The sequence below is a fragment of the Streptomyces sp. NPDC023573 genome, from assembly GCF_055559735.1.
The window spans coordinates 291283-309886 of sequence record NZ_JBVHKB010000008.1 but is presented as its reverse complement, the minus strand read 5'-3'; the positions used below and the strand labels follow the sequence as shown (position 1 = coordinate 309886).

General features: G+C 70.3%; 15 protein-coding genes and 2 pseudogenes. 10 read left to right on the top strand and 7 right to left on the bottom strand.

Annotated elements, in window-relative coordinates:
• Window positions 1-21 precede the first annotated feature (21 nt).
• From ACZ32T_RS26010 to ACZ32T_RS25990, 5 genes are all read left to right on the top strand, one after another.
• A complete protein-coding gene (locus tag ACZ32T_RS26010) occupies window positions 22-1176 on the top strand; it encodes a sensor histidine kinase (protein ID WP_467264586.1) in 1155 nt (384 codons plus the stop codon).
• A gap of 114 nt (window positions 1177-1290) precedes the next feature.
• Window positions 1291-2418: a phenylalanine--tRNA ligase subunit alpha gene (gene pheS / locus ACZ32T_RS26005; RefSeq protein WP_467264588.1), complete on the top strand. Its 1128-nt coding sequence runs from the start codon at window positions 1291-1293 to the stop codon at window positions 2416-2418.
• Window positions 2418-4928 (top strand): phenylalanine--tRNA ligase subunit beta, encoded by a 2511-nt coding sequence (gene pheT / locus ACZ32T_RS26000; RefSeq protein WP_467369288.1) that lies wholly within the window; start codon window positions 2418-2420, stop codon window positions 4926-4928. Before pheS ends, pheT begins: the two co-directional genes overlap by 1 nt.
• Window positions 4929-5285: 357 nt before the next feature.
• Window positions 5286-6626 carry a transcriptional regulator gene (locus ACZ32T_RS25995; protein WP_467369286.1) on the top strand — a complete coding sequence of 447 codons (1341 nt, stop codon included), beginning with the start codon at window positions 5286-5288 and terminating at the stop codon, window positions 6624-6626.
• A gap of 87 nt (window positions 6627-6713) precedes the next feature.
• On the top strand, window positions 6714-7244 hold the full coding sequence (locus ACZ32T_RS25990; protein WP_467369284.1) for an NUDIX domain-containing protein: 531 nt from the start codon (window positions 6714-6716) through the stop codon (window positions 7242-7244).
• 126 nt (window positions 7245-7370) lie between these two features.
• On the opposite strand, the gene ACZ32T_RS25985 is transcribed toward ACZ32T_RS25990, so the two are convergent.
• Window positions 7371-7904 (bottom strand): CGNR zinc finger domain-containing protein, encoded by a 534-nt coding sequence (locus tag ACZ32T_RS25985; protein WP_467369282.1) that lies wholly within the window; start codon window positions 7902-7904, stop codon window positions 7371-7373.
• A 100-nt stretch (window positions 7905-8004) separates the two neighbouring features.
• Between ACZ32T_RS25985 and ACZ32T_RS25980 the strand changes: the two genes are divergently transcribed.
• Together ACZ32T_RS25980 and gap are read left to right on the top strand one after the other, a co-directional pair.
• Window positions 8005-8922 carry a DMT family transporter gene (locus ACZ32T_RS25980; RefSeq protein ID WP_467264598.1) on the top strand — a complete coding sequence of 306 codons (918 nt, stop codon included), beginning with the start codon at window positions 8005-8007 and terminating at the stop codon, window positions 8920-8922.
• Between the two features lie 60 nt (window positions 8923-8982).
• Complete coding sequence (gene gap, locus ACZ32T_RS25975) at window positions 8983-9993, top strand: type I glyceraldehyde-3-phosphate dehydrogenase (protein WP_467264600.1); 1011 nt, start codon at window positions 8983-8985, stop codon at window positions 9991-9993.
• A gap of 267 nt (window positions 9994-10260) precedes the next feature.
• Here the strand turns inward: gap and ACZ32T_RS25970 are convergent, their stop codons facing one another.
• The gene (locus tag ACZ32T_RS25970) at window positions 10261-10866 is read right to left on the bottom strand and encodes a TetR/AcrR family transcriptional regulator (protein ID WP_467264602.1); all 606 of its coding nucleotides are present in this window, start codon (window positions 10864-10866) and stop codon (window positions 10261-10263) included.
• 31 nt (window positions 10867-10897) lie between these two features.
• On the bottom strand, window positions 10898-11737 hold the full coding sequence (locus tag ACZ32T_RS25965) for an NADPH-dependent oxidoreductase (RefSeq protein ID WP_467264604.1): 840 nt from the start codon (window positions 11735-11737) through the stop codon (window positions 10898-10900).
• A 148-nt stretch (window positions 11738-11885) separates the two neighbouring features.
• Between ACZ32T_RS25965 and ACZ32T_RS25960 the strand changes: the two are divergent.
• The 3 genes and pseudogenes from ACZ32T_RS25960 to ACZ32T_RS25950 all read left to right on the top strand — a co-directional run.
• Window positions 11886-12101: pseudogene (locus ACZ32T_RS25960) on the top strand (hypothetical protein); the annotation flags it as partial.
• A 7-nt stretch (window positions 12102-12108) separates the two neighbouring features.
• Complete coding sequence (locus ACZ32T_RS25955; RefSeq protein WP_467369280.1) at window positions 12109-13440, top strand: sensor histidine kinase; 1332 nt, start codon at window positions 12109-12111, stop codon at window positions 13438-13440.
• Complete coding sequence (locus tag ACZ32T_RS25950) at window positions 13437-14129, top strand: response regulator transcription factor (protein WP_467264608.1); 693 nt, start codon at window positions 13437-13439, stop codon at window positions 14127-14129. The genes ACZ32T_RS25955 and ACZ32T_RS25950 overlap by 4 nt, the downstream gene beginning before the upstream one ends.
• Window positions 14130-14512: 383 nt before the next feature.
• Here the strand turns inward: ACZ32T_RS25950 and ACZ32T_RS25945 are convergent, their stop codons facing one another.
• The 4 genes and pseudogenes from ACZ32T_RS25945 to ACZ32T_RS25930 form a co-directional block, all read right to left on the bottom strand.
• On the bottom strand, window positions 14513-15736 hold the full coding sequence (locus ACZ32T_RS25945; protein WP_467264610.1) for an FAD-dependent monooxygenase: 1224 nt from the start codon (window positions 15734-15736) through the stop codon (window positions 14513-14515).
• Window positions 15733-17133 (bottom strand): MFS transporter, encoded by a 1401-nt coding sequence (locus tag ACZ32T_RS25940; RefSeq protein WP_467369277.1) that lies wholly within the window; start codon window positions 17131-17133, stop codon window positions 15733-15735. The genes ACZ32T_RS25945 and ACZ32T_RS25940 overlap by 4 nt, the downstream gene beginning before the upstream one ends.
• A gap of 806 nt (window positions 17134-17939) precedes the next feature.
• A complete protein-coding gene (locus tag ACZ32T_RS25935) occupies window positions 17940-18284 on the bottom strand; it encodes an IclR family transcriptional regulator domain-containing protein (protein WP_467369275.1) in 345 nt (114 codons plus the stop codon).
• Window positions 18285-18328: 44 nt separating this feature from the next.
• Window positions 18329-18592: pseudogene (locus ACZ32T_RS25930) on the bottom strand (helix-turn-helix domain-containing protein); the annotation flags it as partial.
• Window positions 18593-18604 lie beyond the last annotated feature (12 nt).

The window sequence follows — 18604 nt, the reverse complement described above, 5'->3', positions numbered from 1 at the left end:
CGAGAGGTGGGGTACGGGAAGATGGCTGTCGGCATGAGCAGGCCGCGAGCGACACACACGGCCGCCGTGCGCGCCCTCCCCGAAGGGGCCGGCCAGAGCCAGGCCGCCGGGGACCCCGCGACGGGCATCGACCCGGACGATCTGCCGGACGGTCTCGTCGTCGCCGACGAGACGGGCACGGTCGTCTGCTTCAACGCCGCCGCGGCCCGGATCACCGCGACACCCGCGGCCGAGGCGCTCGGCCACCCCCTGGACCAGGCACTGCCCCTCGAGGACCTCAAGGGACGCCGCTGGTGGGCCCTGACCGACCCGTACGGCGGCCTCGCCACCCGGGTCGGCCAGCCCGAGCGGAATCTGCTGCTTCCCGGCGGCCGCGAGGTCCTGGTCTCCGCCCGGTACGTCCGTGAGACCCCGACCGGCCCGGTCCGCCGGCTCGTCGTGTCGCTGCGCGGCACCGAGGCGCGCCGGCGCACCGAGCTCAGCCACGCCGAGCTGATCGCCACGGTCGCCCATGAGCTGCGCTCCCCGCTGACCTCGGTCAAGGGCTTCACCGCCACACTGCTGGCCAAGTGGGAGCGGTTCACCGACGACCAGAAGCGGCTGATGCTGGAGACCGTCGACGCCGATGCCAACCGGGTCACCCGGCTCATCGCCGAGCTGCTCGACATCTCCCGTATCGACTCCGGCCGGCTCGAGCTGCGCCGTCAGCCCGTCGACATCGCCGCGGCCGTCGAACGCCACATCCAGGCGCACACGGCGAACGGCCAGGCGCCCGACCGCTTCCTCGTGCACACCCGGGAGCCGCTGCCGGCGCTCTGGGCGGATCCCGACAAGGTCGACCAGGTCCTGGGCAACCTGCTGGAAAATGCCGTGCGGCACGGCGAGGGAACCGTCACCATTGAGATCGCCCCCGCATCCGCACCGGGCAAGGACGACGAGAGTGGAACGGCAGTCACCGTGAGCGACGAAGGTCCCGGCATCCCCGAGGAGTCGATGGCCCGCGTCTTCACCCGCTTCTGGCGGGGGAGCAAGCGCGGCGGGACCGGCCTGGGCCTGTACATCGTCAAGGGCATCGTCGAAGCGCACGGCGGGACGATCACCGTCGCCCGGGCGCCCGGCGGCGGCGCCCAGTTCCGATTTATCCTGCCCGTGAGCATGCCGGCCTACCTGGCCTAGGCGGCCCACGGGCTTCTTCGCCTCCCGGCGGCCCGTAGACTCGACTTTTGGCACCTTTGCGTCCTCAGTCGTCGAACCAGGGTCGCCACCAGCCAATCGGAAGCACGGGAAGAGATGTCGGCACCGAACAAGTCGTACGACCCAGTCGAGGTCGAGGCACTGAAACCGGAAGAGATCGAGCGCATGCGGGACGAGGCGTTCGCCGCCTTCGCCGCCGCGGGCGACCTCGACGCGCTCGCCCAGGCGAAGACCGCGCACACCGGTGGTACCTCGCCCCTGTCGCTCGCCAACCGCGAGATCGGCGCCCTGCCGCCGCAGGCCAAGGCCGAGGCGGGCAAGCGCGTGGGCCAGGCCCGCGGCGCCGTCTCCAAGGCGCTGGCCGCCCGCCAGGCCGAGCTGGAGGCCGAGCGTGACGCCCGGGTGCTGGTCGAGGAGGCGGTGGACGTCACCCTGCCCTACGACCGCACCCCCGCCGGTGCGCGCCACCCCCTGACGACCATCATGGAGCGCGTCGCCGACGTCTTCGTCGCCATGGGCTACGAGATCGCCGAGGGCCCCGAGGTCGAGGCGGAGTGGTTCAACTTCGACGCCCTGAACTTCGTGCCCGACCACCCGGCGCGGCAGATGCAGGACACCTTCTTCGTGCAGGGCGCCGACGGCGCCAAGGGCGACGAGTCCGGTGTCGTGCTGCGGACGCACACCTCACCCGTGCAGGCCCGCTCGCTGCTCAGCCGCAAGCCCCCCGTCTACGTGGTCTGCCCCGGCCGGGTCTACCGCACCGACGAGCTCGACGCCACGCACACCCCGGTCTTCCACCAGATCGAGCTGCTCGCCGTCGACGAGGGCCTCACCATGGCCGACCTCAAGGGCACCCTGGACCACATGGTCCAGGCGCTCTTCGGCGCGGACATGAAGACCCGGCTGCGGCCGAACTTCTTCCCGTTCACCGAGCCGTCCGCCGAGATGGACATGGTCTGCTACGTCTGCCGCGGCGAGTCCGTCGGCAACCCGGACCGCCCCTGCCGCACCTGCGGCAGCGAGGGCTGGATCGAGCTCGGCGGCTGCGGCATGGTCAACCCCAAGGTGCTCGTCGCCTGTGGCGTCGACCCCGAGAAGTACAGCGGATTCGCCTTCGGGTTCGGCATCGAGCGGATGCTGATGTTCCGCCACAACGTAGAGGACATGCGAGACATGGTCGATGGTGACGTCCGGTTCACCCGGCCGTTCGGGATGGAGATCTGATGCGCGTCCCGCTTTCCTGGCTGCGGGAATACGTCGACCTGCCGGCGACCGAGACCGGCCGTGACGTACAGGCCAAGCTCGTCTCCGTCGGCCTCGAGGTCGAGACCGTCGAGCAGACCGGCGCCGGTCTGAAGGGCCCCCTGGTCGTCGGACAGGTCCTGACCGTCGAGGAGCTGGAGGGCTTCAAGAAGCCCATCCGCTTCTGCACCGTGGACGTCGGCACCGCCAACGGCACCGGCGACCCGCAGGAGATCGTCTGCGGCGCCCGTAACTTCTCCGTCGGCGACAAGGTCGTCGTGGTCCTCCCGGGCGCCGTACTGCCCGGTGACTTCGCGATTGCCGCGCGCAAGACGTACGGCAAGACCTCGCACGGCATGATCTGCTCCACCGACGAGCTCGGCATGGGCGACGACGGCACGCACGGCATCATCGTGCTGCCGCCGGAGTTCGAGCCCGGCACCGACGCGATCGAGCTCCTCGAGCTCGTCGACGAGGTCCTGGACATCGCCGTCACGCCGGACCGGGGCTACTGCCTCTCGATGCGCGGCGTCGCCCGCGAGACGGCCATCGCGTACGGGCTGCCGCTGCGCGACCCGGCGCTCCTGGACGTGCCCCCGCCCAACGCGCACGGCTACCCGGTCAAGGTGTCCGACCCGTTCGGCTGCAGCAACTTCACCGCACGTACGGTCACCGGGCTGCGGCCCGAGGCGCGCTCCCCGATCTGGATGCGGCGCAGGCTGCAGAAGGCCGGGATGCGCCCGGTCTCGCTCGCCGTCGACATCACCAACTACGTGATGCTGGAGCTCGGCCAGCCGCTGCACGCCTACGACCGCTCCCGTGTCGCGGGGACGATCGGGGTGCGCCGCGCCCAGCAGGGCGAGAAGCTCACCACGCTCGACGGTGCCAAGCGCGTCCTGGACTCCCAGGACCTGGTCATCACCGACGACCGGGGGCCGATCGGCCTCGCGGGCGTCATGGGCGGGGCCGACACCGAGATCGCCGACCACACCGAGGACACCGGGACCACCGAGGTCGTCATCGAGGCGGCGCACTTCGACGCGATCGCCATCGCCCGGACCGCGCGCCGCCACAAGCTGAGCTCCGAGGCGTCCAAGCGCTTCGAGCGCGGTGTCGACCCGCAGGCCGCCGCCGCTGCCGCGCAGCGCACGGTCGACCTGCTGGTCCTCCTCGCGGGCGGCACGGCCGAGGCCGGCGTCACGGAGATCACGGCTCCGTCCGCACCCCGCTCCATCGCCATGCCGGCGAACCACCCCGACCGGGTGGCCGGAATGGCGTACGGCCGCGAGACCGTCGTACGCCGTCTCCAGCAGGTCGGCTGCGACGTCTACGGCCAGGACGAGCTGATCGTCACGGTGCCGTCCTGGCGCCCTGACCTCGCCGAGCCGAACGACCTGGCCGAAGAGGTCATCCGGCTGGAGGGGTATGAGAACCTCCCCTCCACCCTGCCGACCCCGCCCTCCGGACGCGGCCTCACCGACCGCCAGCGGCTGCACCGCCGCATCGGCCGTGCCCTCGCGGGCGCCGGTTACGTCGAGGCGCTGAGCTACCCGTTCATCGGCGGCGCCGTCCTCGACCAGCTCGGCCTGGAGAAGGACGACGCCCGCCGCCGCACGGTCACCCTCGTCAACCCGCTCTCCGACGAGGAGCCCGCGCTGCGCACGACGCTGCTGCCGGGCCTGCTCGGCGCGCTGCGGCGCAACGACGGTCGCGGCAGCCACGACCTGGCGCTCTTCGAGACAGGCCTGGTCTTCAGGCCGACCGGCGAGGAGACCAAGGCCGTCCGGCTGCCCGTCGACCGCCGTCCCACGGACGAGGAGATCGCCGGACTGGACGCGGCGCTCCCGCGCCAGCCGCGCCGTGCCGCCGTCGTCCTCGCGGGCGCCCGCGAGCAGGCCGGCTGGTGGGGCAAGGGCCGCCCCGCCGACTGGGCGGACTCCATCGAGGCGGCGCGCTCCATCGCCCGTGAGGCGGGCGTCGAGGTGACGGTCCGCGCCGACCGGCACGCACCGTGGCACCCCGGCCGCTGCGCCGCCCTGTACGTCACGGTCGACGGCGAGGAGACCCTCTTCGGACACGCGGGCGAACTGCACCCGCGTGTCATCAAGGAGCTCCACCTGCCCGAGCGGACCTGCGCCATGGAGGTCGAGCTCGACGTCCTGGAGCGGGCGGTCGACGGCGCGCTGCAGGCGCCCCGGATCTCCACCTTCCCGGTGGCGACCCAGGACGTCGCACTCGTCGTCGCCTCGGACGTGCCCGCCGACGCGGTGGAGAAGGCCCTGCGCGAAGGCGCCGGCGGTCTGCTCGAATCGCTGCGGCTGTTCGACGTCTTCACCGGCGAGCAGATCGGTGAGGGCAACAAGTCCCTGGCGTACGCGCTGCGGTTCCGCGCCCCGGACCGCACGCTGACCGTGGAGGAGGCCTCCGCGGCCCGCGACACCGCGGTCGCCCTGGCCGCCGAGCGCACCGGCGCGGTGCTGCGCGGCGCGTAGGCGTAACGGAGTCGAGAAGGGGCGTATCCGGCCACCGGATACGCCCCTTCTGCTCTCGCGGGGCGGCCCGGGGACCGCACACGGGCCTCCTGTCATCGGGGCAGTGGGCTGTGCGGTCCGGCGCCGCCCGCCCTGCCTCGGAGTGTCGGGCAGGCCGGCAGGGCGAACGGCGCGGGGCGGGTCGTCGAGCTGTTACGAGGGGGAGCCGACGACCCGGCCGCCTCTTGCGAGAAGCTCATTCAACCCAGCGGCGCCCCGGCGCGGCAGAGCGCACAGCAGGATGGTTCGGGCACTCCGTTCACACCCCGTGTGAACCGTGCTCCACTAGGCTCATCGCGACGCGCACATGGGGGGGCGATGGAGCCCAATGTCCTGCTCGAATCCCTGATCGACGAGGCAGGTGTGTCCCGCGCCGGGCTCGCCGGTCATGTCAACCAGGCCGGCCGCGCCCGCGGGCTGTGCCTGCGCTACGAGCACACGGCGGTCGCCCGCTGGCTCAAGGGTCAGCGCCCGCGAGGGCAGGTCCCTGACCTGATCTGCGAGGTGCTGGCGGGCCGACTGGGCCGGCCCGTCACGCTCGACGACATCGGCATGGGGGTCTCCGGCGTCCACACGGCGGCCCGGAGCGCCGGCCTGTCCGGCTTCGTCGAGCACGCGACGGCCCTGTGGCGCTCCGACGAACAGCAGCGTCCCCACCTCACCGCCGCCCCCGCCGTCACGGGCACGACAGCCGTGATGCCGGTCTGGGAGTGGGAGAACCCGCCCGAGGACACCGACGTCTCACGCCCCGGGCCGTCCCGCGTGAGCACGGCGGACATAGAGACGCTGCGCGCCGCCCGGGCGCACTACGAACAGATGTACAGAAAGGCGGGTGGCATCGCGACCAGACCCCGCATCGTCGGCTTTCTCAACGCCGAGACCGCGCCGCTGCTGCGCGGGGGGTACAGCGACGCCATGGGCCGTCAGCTCCACCGCGCGACCGCCGGACTGGTGGCCGTCGCCGGCATCTGCGCCTACGATTCCGACGCCCATGGGCTCGCCCAGCGCTACTTCCACCAGGCGCTGCGCCTGGCCAAGGCCAGCGGGGACCGGGGACTCGGCGGCTATGTGATCGCGCTGCTCGTCAACCAGTCGCTGCACCTCGCCGAATTCCGCCGGTCCGTGGCCTTCGCCGAGGCCGCACTGCGCGCGGCGGGCCCGCACATCACGCCGGCGCTCGCCACCGATCTGCACGCGATGCAGGCCAAGGCCTACGCCCAGCTCGGCGACCACCGCAGCGCCCTGGAGTGCATCCGCCGCGCCGAGGCCGAGGCCGACCGCATCCGGAGCGGGGGCGAGCCGGACGAGACGGGATATGTCCAGCCGGGTCTCGTCAACGTCCAGGTGGCGGAGGCGCTGCTGTGCCTGGGGGACCTCCCCGGTGCCCGGGAGCACGCGGCCGCCGCCGTACGCTCCCCGGCGCACGACCGGGGGACCGTGCACCGGCTCGCCATGCTGACACATCTCGAACTGCTCCAGGGCGAGGCGGACAAGGCGGCCCGCACCGCCTCGGAAATGGCGGAACGCGCCCAGGGCATGGAGTCCCAGCGGCTCCGGGACCGGCTCCGCTCCGTACGGAAGCATCTGGCCGAGAGCGGCAGCGCCGACGCGGCGGCGGCGGCCGGCCTCATCGACGGGGCGCTGCGCGTGCCCCTGTGAGCCTCGTCGCGGGAGCGTCCACGCGTTCCCCTGCGGGGCGGACCCTGCTCCGATATTGCCATCGACCAGTCGGAAGGTGGCAGAACTGTGCAGTGGACGAACTTGAACGAACGGACCGTGTACGAGAACCGCTGGTTCCGGGTCAAGTTGGCGGACGTCGTACTCCCCGACGGCCGCCATCTGGACCACTTCCTCATCCGCCTCAGGGCCGTCGCCGCGGCGACCGTCGTCAACGAGGCCAATGAGGTCCTGCTCCTGTGGCGGCACCGGTTCATCACCGACAGCTGGGGCTGGGAGCTCGCCGCGGGTGTGGTCGAGGACGGCGAGGACATCGCTGCCGCGGCGGCACGCGAGATGGAGGAGGAGACCGGATGGCGCCCCGGCGAGCTGCAACCGCTGATGACCGTGGAACCGGCCAACGGCCTCGTCGACGCCCGGCACCACCTCTTCTGGTCCCGGGAGGCGACGTACACCGGTCATCCGGCGGACGCCTTCGAGTCCTCGCGCCGTGCGTGGGTCCCGCTCAAGCTCGTGCCGGACATGGTCGCGCGTGGTGAGATTCCGGCGGCCAACATGGCGGCCGGACTGCTGATGCTTCATCACATGCAGCTGGGGTGACGGCACCAAACGGGGGCGGTCTCAACGGAGCTGCTCTGTCCGGCGACCCGGCGGGCGGTGACCTTGCGCTGAACGGTCGTGCGGCCCGAGGGGGCGAGGGGCGCTCGCCTTCTCGGGCACCGGCGGTCAGGTGTGGCGGGACCGGTGGACGGCAGCCTTGGCACGGTTGCCGCACCGCGTCATGTCGCACCAGCGGCGCGAGCCGCGGTGGGACCGGTCGACGTAGAGGCGGGTGCAGCGCGGCGCCGCGCACTCCTTCACCAGCTGGGGCGTCTCGGTCATCAGCTGGATCGCGTCCCGGGCGACCGTCGACAGGGCCGCGCCGACCGTGCCGTGGTGCCGCGCGGTGCCGTCGGGGCGGAGCTCGGCACGTACCGGATCGGTTGCGGCGGCGCGGTTGACCGTGGCGCAGTCCTCGGGAGGGAGAGGGGAGTGGCCGGCCGAAGCGAGCATGAGGCGGTAGATCGCCTCGCGGAGACGGACCGCCGCGACCAGGTCGGCCCGCGTCGCCGCTGTGGGCGCGTCGACGATTCCGGACGACGCTGTCCACTCGGACAGGTGGTCCGAGGTGGTGAGCAGGTCCAGCGGGGCGTCACGCCGGCTCTGCACGGTTCCGACGAAGTCAAGGGCCACGCTGCCGCTGACGAATGCGAAGTTCATCCCTCAAGAGTAACCGCGTTGACCGGTTCGTCGACGCCCCTGTAGGCTCCCGAGTAACCCATTGATGCGGTTACTTCCTCGGTGAGGGGACACCTCTGCGATGCAAGGCGCCGACCCGAAACCCGCCACGGTCGAGGCAGCGGCCGACAAGCCGCAAGCCGCTCCTCCGCCGGTCTGGGAGAACGCGGTGATCCCCTCCGTCTTCGTGGTGCTGTGGAGCAGCGCGTTCGTCGCGGCGGTGATCGGCACCGACGCGGCGCCGCCCTTGCTGCTGACGTTCTGCCGCTTCGCGGTTGCCGGGGTCCTGCTGGCGGTGATCGCCGTGATGAGCAGGTCACCCTGGCCCCGGGGGCGTCTGCTCCTGCATGTGATCGTCGTCGGTCTGCTGATGCAGGCGGTACAGTTCGGCGCCTTCTACACGGCCATCGGCGCAGGCCTGCCGGGCGGTGTCGTCGCGCTGATCCAGGGGTTCAACCCCGTACTGATCGCTCTGCTGGCAGGCATGTTCCTGGGCGAGCAGATCACCGGGCGGCAGTGGCTCGGCTTCGCCGTGGGGGGCGTCGGTGTGGCGCTCGCGGTCGCGGGCGCGCTGGACTTCTCCGCCGGTGCCATCGTGCTGTCCTTCGTGGGGCTGCTCGGTCTGAGCGCGGGCACGGTCTACCAGAAGCGCTTCACCCAGGGCGTGGACGTCCGTAGCGGTACCGCCGTGCACTTCCTGGCCGGTGCACCCGTGATGGGCATCCTGACCCTGACTTTCGAGGACCCGAGGGTGTCCGACTGGGGCGCGTTCGGCAGCTCACTGGCGTGGATCGTTCTGGTCAACTCGGTGGGTACGTTCCTGCTGCTCAACCTCATGCTCAAGAAGCAGGCCGTCAGCCGGGTGGGCACGCTCTTCTTCCTCACTCCGGCCGTCACCGCCCTGCTCGCCTGGCTGGTGATCGGTCAGACGCTCGGTTACTCCGCGATCATCGGCCTGCTCCTCGGAGGCGTCGGTGTTCTGCTCGCGGCACGCAGATAGACAGAGCCGTCACCTGCGCCGCACGCGAGGCATTCGTACAGACAGAGAAGAGACAGACACATGAGCATCAAGATCGCCGTCAACGGATTCGGCCGCATCGGGCGTGGCTTCCTGCGCGCCGCGCTCACCCATGGAACCGATCTTGAAGTGGTCGCGGTCAACGACCTCACGGACGCGGCGACCCTCGCACACCTGCTTTCGTACGACAGCACCATGGGCCGCCTGAACGCCGAGGTCGAGGTCGACGGTGACTCCCTCGTGATCGACGGCAGGAAGGTCGCGGTCCACGCGGAGCGTGAGCCGGGCAAGCTGCCGTGGGGCGAGCTCGGCATCGACGTCGTGGTGGAGTCCACCGGCATCTTCACCGACGGCAAGAAGGCCGCCGCGCACCTCGAGGCGGGAGCGCGCAAGGTCCTCGTCTCGGCTCCCGCGTCGAACGAGGACATCACACTCGCCTACGGCATCAACCACGGCGACTACGACCCGGCGAAGCACCACATCGTCTCGAACGCGTCGTGCACGACGAACTGCCTGGCGCCGCTCGCCAAGGTGCTGCACGACGGGCTCGGTGTGGAGAGCGGGCTGATGACCACGGTGCACGCGTACACGCAGGACCAGAACCTCCAGGACGGTCCGCACAAGGACCCCCGGCGTGCCCGCTCGGCAGCGATCAACGTCGTGCCCACGTCGACCGGTGCCGCCAAGGCCATCGGCCTCGTCCTGCCCGAGCTGAACGGCCGGCTCGCGGGCCTGTCTCTGCGTGTCCCCGTACCGGTCGGATCACTGACCGACCTGTCCGTGTACCTGTCGCGGCCGACCACGGTCGACGAGATCAACGGGCTCTTCGCCGAGGCGGCGGCCGGCCCGCTGGCCGGGGTCCTGCGTTACACGGATGCCCCGCTCGTCTCCTCCGACATCGTCGGTGACCCGGCGTCCTGCATCTTCGACTCCGAGCTGACGACGGTCACCGGCGACGGTCGCCACGCGAAGGTCTTCGGCTGGTACGACAACGAGTCCGGCTTCTCCCACCGCCTCATCGACGTCGCGCGGCTGCTCGGAGCCGGCGCCTGATCCACGCCGGTGGCCGCCGGAACGCGGCCGCCCGTCGTCCCGCCCCGAGCTGCCCGTAGCCGCTCGGGGCGGGACGGTTTCCACGGCATGCGGTGTCGACGGTGTGGGGCCCCCACGGGGGCCAGGCAGTGCAGCACCTGGGACGGACAGCCGCCAGGTGGCCGAGGGGCACTCGACGCTCGGAGCGTCTTCGTCGGGTGGATGAAGCACCGCGCAACTACGTTGCGACGCCGGCAGATGTGACGGCCGTGGTTGTGCCGGAGTGCGTCACGGCCCACCGGGGTGGGTCAGGATCGCTTCCAGCCCGCCGATGACCATGGCCACGGAGAACTCGGTCGCGGTGGCCAGGTCGTAGCTCGAGTGGTCCACCGACGCGGTGTAGGCGGGAAGGGTCTTGCGGATGTGGTCGGACATGGCCGGCGCCGGCAGTCCCTGGGCGAGACCGAATGCCTGGAACTCGACCATGGCGACGACGAGGCGTAGCTGGTCCAGCCGGAAGCCCCCTTCGATCAGCGCGGCGAACATCGGCTCGTAAACCGCGATGGCACGGTCGCAGGCCACGGCGGTGGTGGAGAGGAGTGGCAGGATGCGTCGGTGCCTGGCGTACAGGGTGGTGAGCTGGCGCAGGAGATTGGCGACGGCCTCGCGCCAGTCGTGCGCGGGTCCGACGGGTTCCATACGTTCCAGCATCCGCAGCCGGGCGAGGTCGATGACCTTCGCCCGGCCTGTGACATGGGAGTAGAGCGATGACGGGGCGACGCCGAGGTGCCGGGCCAGCTGAACCATCTGGATGTCACCGGTGCGGTCGACGAGCTCGATCGCGCCGTCCGCGATCCGTGTCGCGGACAACAGCGGCGTCTTCGGCCTGGCCACGCCCGGTGTCCCACTTCCTGTCGATTGCCCTTCAGCGCAGCAGGTAACCGCGCTCCTCCAGCGTACGGCGCAGGTTCTCACGCCCGTCCATGTAGTCCAGGCCCATGCCCACCACGACGGAATGGCTCCATGTCTTGTCACGCAGTCCGTACTCGGCGCGGAAGTCCTTGAACGCGGTCTCGTAGTCCTCGATCCACTCCTCGGTCGGCCGTTTCCGGTAGCGCTCGCGGTGCAGCACGACGTCCTGCGCCGGGCGGGGATGTATCGCGCTGGGGCGGTGCGGGTCCGGGGTGCCGATGGCCATGCCGAACACGACATAGGCGTTCGAGGGCAGTCCGATCAGGTCGGCGAGCTCCTTGGCATGGTTGCGCAGCGAGCCCAGGTACACGCCTCCCAGACCGATCGCCTCTGCCGCGACGAGACCGTTCTGGGCAGCCAGGGCCGCGTCGATCGACGCCATCAGGAAGGCGTCGACGTAGTCGGTGACGACGGGCTTGCTGCCCAACTCGACGCTGATCGCGTGGTTGCGCGACATGTCCGCTACCCACAACAGCACGCTGGGGGCCTGGGCGACGAACTCGAACCCGGTGAACTCCACGCCGTGCGTCAGCCTCGCGAGCTCGGCCTTCGTCTCCGGGTCCGAGACGGCCACGAGACTCCACTGGTGAAGGTTCGACGATGTGGACGCCGACTGGGCGGCTGCCACCACCGTCTCCAGAGCGCCGTCGGGCAGCGGCTCGTCGGTGAAGGCGCGTACTGAGCGATGCGCGAGCAGCGCTGCGATCTGCTCGTTCCAGATGATGTTCTCCGGCGTCGCCTGCTGCCCGTAGCGGGCTACCAGGAGTGCGTCCCGCTGCGACGAGTCGGTCATGGCTGTCCTTCCGTTATCCGAATCGGATTCGGTTATGGCAACCGTGAGCCGGCCGGGTTCATTCCCCGCTGTTCCGCCCTGTCGGCAAGAAACTGGACAGAGCCCTGAGCCAAAGGCTGCGGACGGCTTCCGACGACGTGATCGCAGCGGTTTCCGGCACAGCGGACGTGTGATGGCCGCGGCGGCGGTCATCGCCCCCGCGGGCCTGGCACTGCTCGGCCACCGGGCCTGGTGGCTGCCCCGTATCCTGAACCGCGTGTTGCCGAATGTGGATATCGATGGTGAGGCACTGGGCAGGCATGTCCCTTCCCCCGCAGCCGAGTTGGACGCAGCGGCGCGGCGGCCGGCCGTCGGCCGGAGTTGAGCCGGCCATGGCGAACACGGGTGGCGGTGGCCCGCGACCACGCGGCACGTGGGGGCGGGAGGCGGCGATCACGACGACGGCGTTCGCACTCTGTCTGCTCGGCGGCGTGGTGCAGGACGACGGCCGCACGCTGTCGCCGCCGTCCGCCGCCGCCTACTTCATCGCCGTGGTGTCCTGCGCGGTGCTGCCGGTGCGACACCGGGCGCCCCTGGCCGCCATGGCGGTCACGACCGCGAGCGGCGTACTGGCTCCGCTCCTGGGCCTCCTGCTGAGCCCGCTCATCGTGGCCCCCGCCGCGATCACCGCCTACTCCTACTCGCTCGCCGCGCGCACCGAACGGCGCGCGGCGAGCGCCGTGGCGCTCATCTCCGTGGCACTGCTGGTCGCCTCGACCCCCTTGCTCGGTGCCCTCTCGTGGAAGGACGCGAGCAGGGTAGGAGCGGTGGCGGCGTTCCCGCTGGTGGCCGGCGTACTGGGTCAGTCGGTGCAGAACCGACGAGCCTACCTGGCAGCCGTGGAAGAGCGGGCCCTGCGGGCCGAGAAGAGCCGGGACAGCGAGGCGCGCCGGAGAGTGGCCGAGGAACGGGTACGCATCGCCCGGGAACTGCACGACCTCGTGGCCCATCAGATCACCCTGGCCAACGCGCAGGCCACGGTCGCGTCCCACCTCTTCGACACCCGCCCGGAGCAGACCCGTAAGAGCCTGAAGGAACTTGTCGAGACCACCCGCGACGCGCTCGACGACCTGCGGGCCACGGTAGGTCTGCTGCGTCAGTCCGGGGACGCGGACGCGCCGGCAGAACCGCCGCCCGGGCTGTCGCGGCTGCCCACGCTCCTCAAGTCGTTCCGCCACGCGGGTCTGGAGGTGTCGATGGATCAGGAGGGCACGGTCAGGCCGCTGCCGCCGGGGGTTGACCTCACCGCGTACCGCATCGTTCAGGAGGCCCTGACCAACGTGACCAAGCATGCCGGTACGGGCAGCGCCCGGGTGCGCCTCGCCTGGAACCGCGACCGTGTGACCATTACCGTCGCCGACGACGGAGCCGGCGCCCGTACGACATCGACCGCCTTCACGCGATCCGCTACGTCCACGGCGGGGGGCCGGGCGCCCGGTTTCGGGCTGATCGGGATGCGTGCACGTGCCACCGCGGTCGGGGGGCACCTCTGGGCGGGCGGGCGCCCCGAGGGCGGCTTCCTCGTCTCCACCCAACTGCCCCTGCCGCCTGGCAAAGGCCCGACGCGGGGGACCGGCGAAGCAACAACCACCGAGGGATGCGTGACCGGCGAATCGACAGGTGACGAAAGGACGGGCGACCGGGAGACCGGGGGTACGCCGTGACGCTCCGGGTGCTGCTCGCCGACGATCAGGCCCTGCTGCGCAGTGCCTTCCGCCTGCTTCTCGACAGCGCCGACGACATCACCGTGGTCGGCGAGGCCGCCGACGGCAGGGAGGCGGTGAGGCTCACCCGGGAACTGCGCCCGGACGTGGTGATCATGGACATCCGTATGCCCGAGGTGGACGGTCTCACCGCCACGTCGGAGATCTGCGCGGACCCGGAACTGCGTGCCAGCCGCATCCTGATCCTCACCACGTACGAGACCGACGAGCATGTCGCACAGGCGCTGCGCGCGGGGGCCGGTGGCTTCATCGGCAAGGGCATCGGCGCCGGGGACCTCCTGGACGCCGTGCGTGCGATCGCCGACGGCGACACCCTTCTGTCCCCCGCCGCGACCCGCTCCCTGGTCGCCCGTTTCCTGGCCACACCGGACGACGCCCCGCCGCACCACCTCGAACGGCTCGCCGTACTCACCCCGCGCGAACGCGAGATGGTGGCGCTGGTCGCGACCGGCCTGTCCAACCCGGAGATCGCCGAGCGGATGTTCCTCAGCCCCTTCACCGTCCGCGCCCACGTACAGCGCGCCATGACGAAGCTCCAGGCCCGCGACCGGGCGCAACTCGTCGTCATCGCCTACCGAACGGGCCTGGCCCGCACCACCGACGACGGCGGCACCGACCGTTTGCCGTAATCCGGTACGGAGCGGCTCAGGCTGAACACCGAACGGGGCCGGGAGGACCTGGGCGCGCTGGATGTGGCGATGTTCCGCATCCAGAAGATCGACTTCGTGCTCGGCCGCCCATCTCCGAACGGGACGCCCGGCCTGTGCCCGGGGTGTGCCGTCCCGTGCGATGTCACTTCCCGTTCCGGCGAAGCGGCCCAGCAACCGGCGAAGGTGTGCGGCGCAGCACTGGATCGCGGAAACGAGTGCGCAGGTTCACGGCGTCCCTGCAGCTTCGCGATCCGTTCGTTGGAGCGGCGGTCTCACGGGACCGCCCCTGATGTGCCACCAGCCGCCTGCCCTCCCGAGGGCACACATGGCCAGGCATGAAAGTGAAATGCCGGAGTACCCGGTCAGGGCATCGAAGTGGAATCGGGCAGCGTGAGGGCTGAGTGGGCCGGTCGCGCGGTCGCGGAGGGCATGGTGGTCAGGCCGCGCAGAATGGTGTTGCGTTGCTCCAGTGCCCGCACCGTGGTGGGGAAGAGCGTGGCGGCACCGTTGGCGACCAGTGCCTGATTCATGGCGACGAACTCGCGAACGTCACGCTCGTAGGCGGCGAAGGCCACAGTGTGGTCCCGGTTCGTCGCCAGGGCGTGGGCGAGCATGTAGGCGCCGACCAGTGCGAGGCTCGAGCCCTGTCCGGTGAGGAACGAGGGTGCATACGCGGCATCTCCGACGAGCGCGACGCGGCCGCTGGACCAGCGCGGCAGGTGGATCTGACCGGCCGTGTCGAAGAACAGGTCGTCCGCGTCGCGCATGGCGTCGACCATCCCAGGGACCTCCCATCCCGCGCCTGCGAAGGCGGTGGCGAACAGGTCCCGTCGGGCGTCGGGGGTCCGGAGGGCATCGAACGGCGGTTCCGGCCGGTGAAAGTTCAGGAAGGCGTGCAACTCGTTGTCGGCCCCGACGGCGTAGAGGGCCGCGGCTTTCCCCGGCGCGTTCCACATCACGAGCTCGCGAGAGAGCCCGAAGGTGTTCGGCATGGTGAATATGGCGAAGCAGTAGCCGAGGTAGCGGTGGAACTGTGCTTCGGGGCCGAAAAGTGCACCCCGGGTGTGTGAGTGCAGACCGTCGGCGCCGATCACCAGGTCGAATCTGCGCTGTTGCCCTCGGTGGAAAGCGACGTCGACCCCTTGTCCGGACTGGTCGAGGGTGTCGATGGAGTCGTTGAACAGGAATTCCACGTCATCACGAACCAGCGAGTAGAGGATCGTGCCCAGGTCCCCACGACGCACCTCCAGGTCCTGCCCCTTGACACTGCCGACAACGGAGTCCGGGCTGAGGACAGCCAGTTCACCGCCATCGGCGTTGAGGAAGGTACAGCGATGTGAGTGGATGTGCGCGTCCTGCAGCCGCGGCAGTATTCCCATCCGCCGGACCACCTCTGTCGCAGTACCGCGGATGTCGATCGGATATCCGCCGTCGCGCAGTGTGCTTGCCTTCTCCACCACGGTGACGGCGAACCCGGACCGGCTCAGCCAGTACGCCAGCGCAGGTCCGGCAATGCTGGCCCCGGAAACCAGAACCGTGCGCTTCGCGGTAGTACTCATGTCCGTCGACAGACCGGTATGTGTCATGCCTGGGTTCCCTCTTTCGTCATGTTGCGGACAATGAGCAAGGACAACGCGGCGACGAGGCCGGTGACTGCGAAGGCTGTGGCGAAGGCCGATTCGGTCGACAGACCCGTCACCGGATCGGCCCAGGCATCGAGGATCGCGCCGGCGATCTGGGCGCCCAGAACGGTGCCGATCACGCGGGTCACCGTGAGCAGGCTGGTAGCGATGCCGATGTCCTTGGTCTCCACGCCGGTGGCGGTACTGGCAAGCAAGGCCGTCGTACTGATGCCCGCGGCGAATGCGATCAGCACCTTGGCGAGGGCGAGCTGCCATTCCGCGGTGGGCAGCACCGTGAGGGCCATCATCGTGGCCACAGTGACGGCGGCTCCCACGGTGACTACGGTGCGCGTACCGAAGCGCCGCGCCGCGACCCCGCCGATCGAATCGCTTACGCAGCCGGCGACAGCGCCGGGCAGCAGGAGCATTCCTATGTCGGTGGTGTCGGCTCCGAAGCCGTACCCGTCGGCCGGTGCCCCGAACATCTGCGGGAAGAGATAGCCCACCATCCCGAAACTGGCGGTTATGACGAAGGTGAGCCCAAACGCATTTCGCACTGCGGGCTTTGCCAGCATGCGTAGATCGACCATCGGCGAGGCTGCCCTGCGCTCGACGCAGACCCATGCGGTGGCGAGTGCGGCCACGCCCACCACGATGGCACCTGTCGCAGGCGGCGACACGCCGCCGTCCTCCGTCACCGCCTTCGACCCGAGCATGAACGCGAGCAATGTGGCGCTCAGCAGAGAAACGCCAGGCCAGTCGATCCTGTTGTCCGACGCGATCGGCGGATCGTGCGGCACCAGCCACATCACGGCCGACGTCGTCCCTATGATCACGAACGTTGGCAGCGCGAACATCCAATGCCAGGACATTCCTTCCGCGACCCGCCCTGCAAACAGCATTCCCACCATGCCGCCACCTGTGAACAGTGCGACGACCACCCCGATCGCCGCCTGTGACTCTCCTGTCGAAAGGTGCTTGCGCGCGAGGATGAATGAAAGGGGCAGCGCACCCACCATGACGCCCTGCAACACCTGACCGAGTAACAACAGCGGCAAGTTCGGTGCCAGGCCGGCCAGCAGACCACCGGCCGACACTACGGCCATCAGCGAGACCAGCACTCGCTTTCCTCCGTAGCGGTCGCCAAGTTTGCCTGCGACAGGCGTGATGACGGCGCCGGTGATGAGCAACGCGTTGCCGATCAGTGCCGCATCGCCATTACTCACCCCCAGCTCACGTCGCAGCAGCGGGAGCGCAGGCTCCACCACTGACTGCAGGGTGCCGAGGGCGAGTGCCAAGAAGCCGAGGGCACCGATCGCCGGCTTTCCGATACGCGTGGGGGAAACCCCGGCTACGGGCACGGACGTCCTTTCGTCGTTGGTTGTGAGCGAGTGCGTGAACCTGCTGGATGTGTGCGCTGCGTTCCCGTGGCGCGCACACCGACGGGGGCTACAGATCGCGCCGGCCCGTCGGCGGGATGAACTGCCCGGCCAGTCCGCCGACCGAGTCGACCCGCCGCGTCGTGACGGCACCGCAGGAAGACCCAGCAACCGATGCGGTCAAGAAATGTCGCCATCTGCTGATCACTCCAGACACCGCCAGGCAAGGGAAACGCGTGGGATTCGCACGCCTCCAACACTTCCTTGCGGCGCCCCGCCGGGCATCGTTCCCCGCCGCCGTCTTGCCCTGGTGCGTCCGGACCAGCCACGCACATGTCCTGGTGCCTACGCACCAGGCCGAAATGGTCCGGGTTCAGGCCGTCTTTGAGTTCGCGGTACTCGTGCTCGATCCGCCGGCCGGTCTCCGCCCACCGCTGAGACAGAGCCGAGACGGGGTGCTGACGCCGTAGCCGGCGTCAGCGACCACGTCCGGGGCCTTCAACCGCCACTGGGCGAGTGTGTGGGCAAGACCCCTACCTTCGGGAGTTCACTCTCGACGTCCTCCCCGCCCCGTCCTTGCCCGCTCAGGCGCCGGAGCCGCGACGTCTCCCGGGCAGAAGGCGTCAGGCGGGAAGGCCGAAGCCGCGCCGCCGTGCAGCGCGTCGTCGACAATCAGCATCGGCCGCCCCACCGGCGCAGGCGGACGAGCACCAGCGGCCTTGATGAGACGCGCTCCGGTGGACAGCCGGCGGACGGACGCCTTTGGCGTGTCCACGGACAGTTGCCGGTCACTCACTGCGTATCCACACACGCGGATCTGGGCGAGAGCCCTCCTGAGCTGGACATGGCCGGTCAGGGTGTTCGGGGTGTGCCGCCGGATCGGCCGGGCCATCAAGGGCGTGGGCGAGCAGTACGAGTCCTGCGCCTGTGGCAGTGATGGCGAGCCGCCCTTTTACCCGTGTCGGAGTGGGCACGGCGCCGTCGGCGCCGATGCGCTCCACGAAGACGACCTTGGCTTCGTCGCGGACCGCGAGGTGCACGTTCTCGCGGGTGAGGCCGGAGAGGTCGTGCAGGTGAGGCAGCGGGTGCTCGCGTATCCCTTGGCTGCGGGCGCGAGCGATCCGACCTCCCACAGCCGCAGTCCTACGCGGTGGCGTCCCTGCGCGTCCCGCTCCAGGGCTCCCCAGGCGTAGAGCTCTCCCAGCATGCGGCGAACGGTCGACACGGGCAGGCCCGCTCGGCGGGCCAGGTCGCTCGGTGACAGGTACGGATGGTCGGCGCTGAAGGCGCCGAGGATCGGCAGGGCGCGGCCGATGACGGGGCCCGTGCCGGTAGCCGGTGCAGGCTTCTGATCGGGCCGTCGGCTCGGCCGGGCAGCCGCCTTGGGGCGGTCGCATGCCAATGTGTGACACGTCTCCGCCGTGATGCGCTCGTCCGACATTCGAAGGACGCC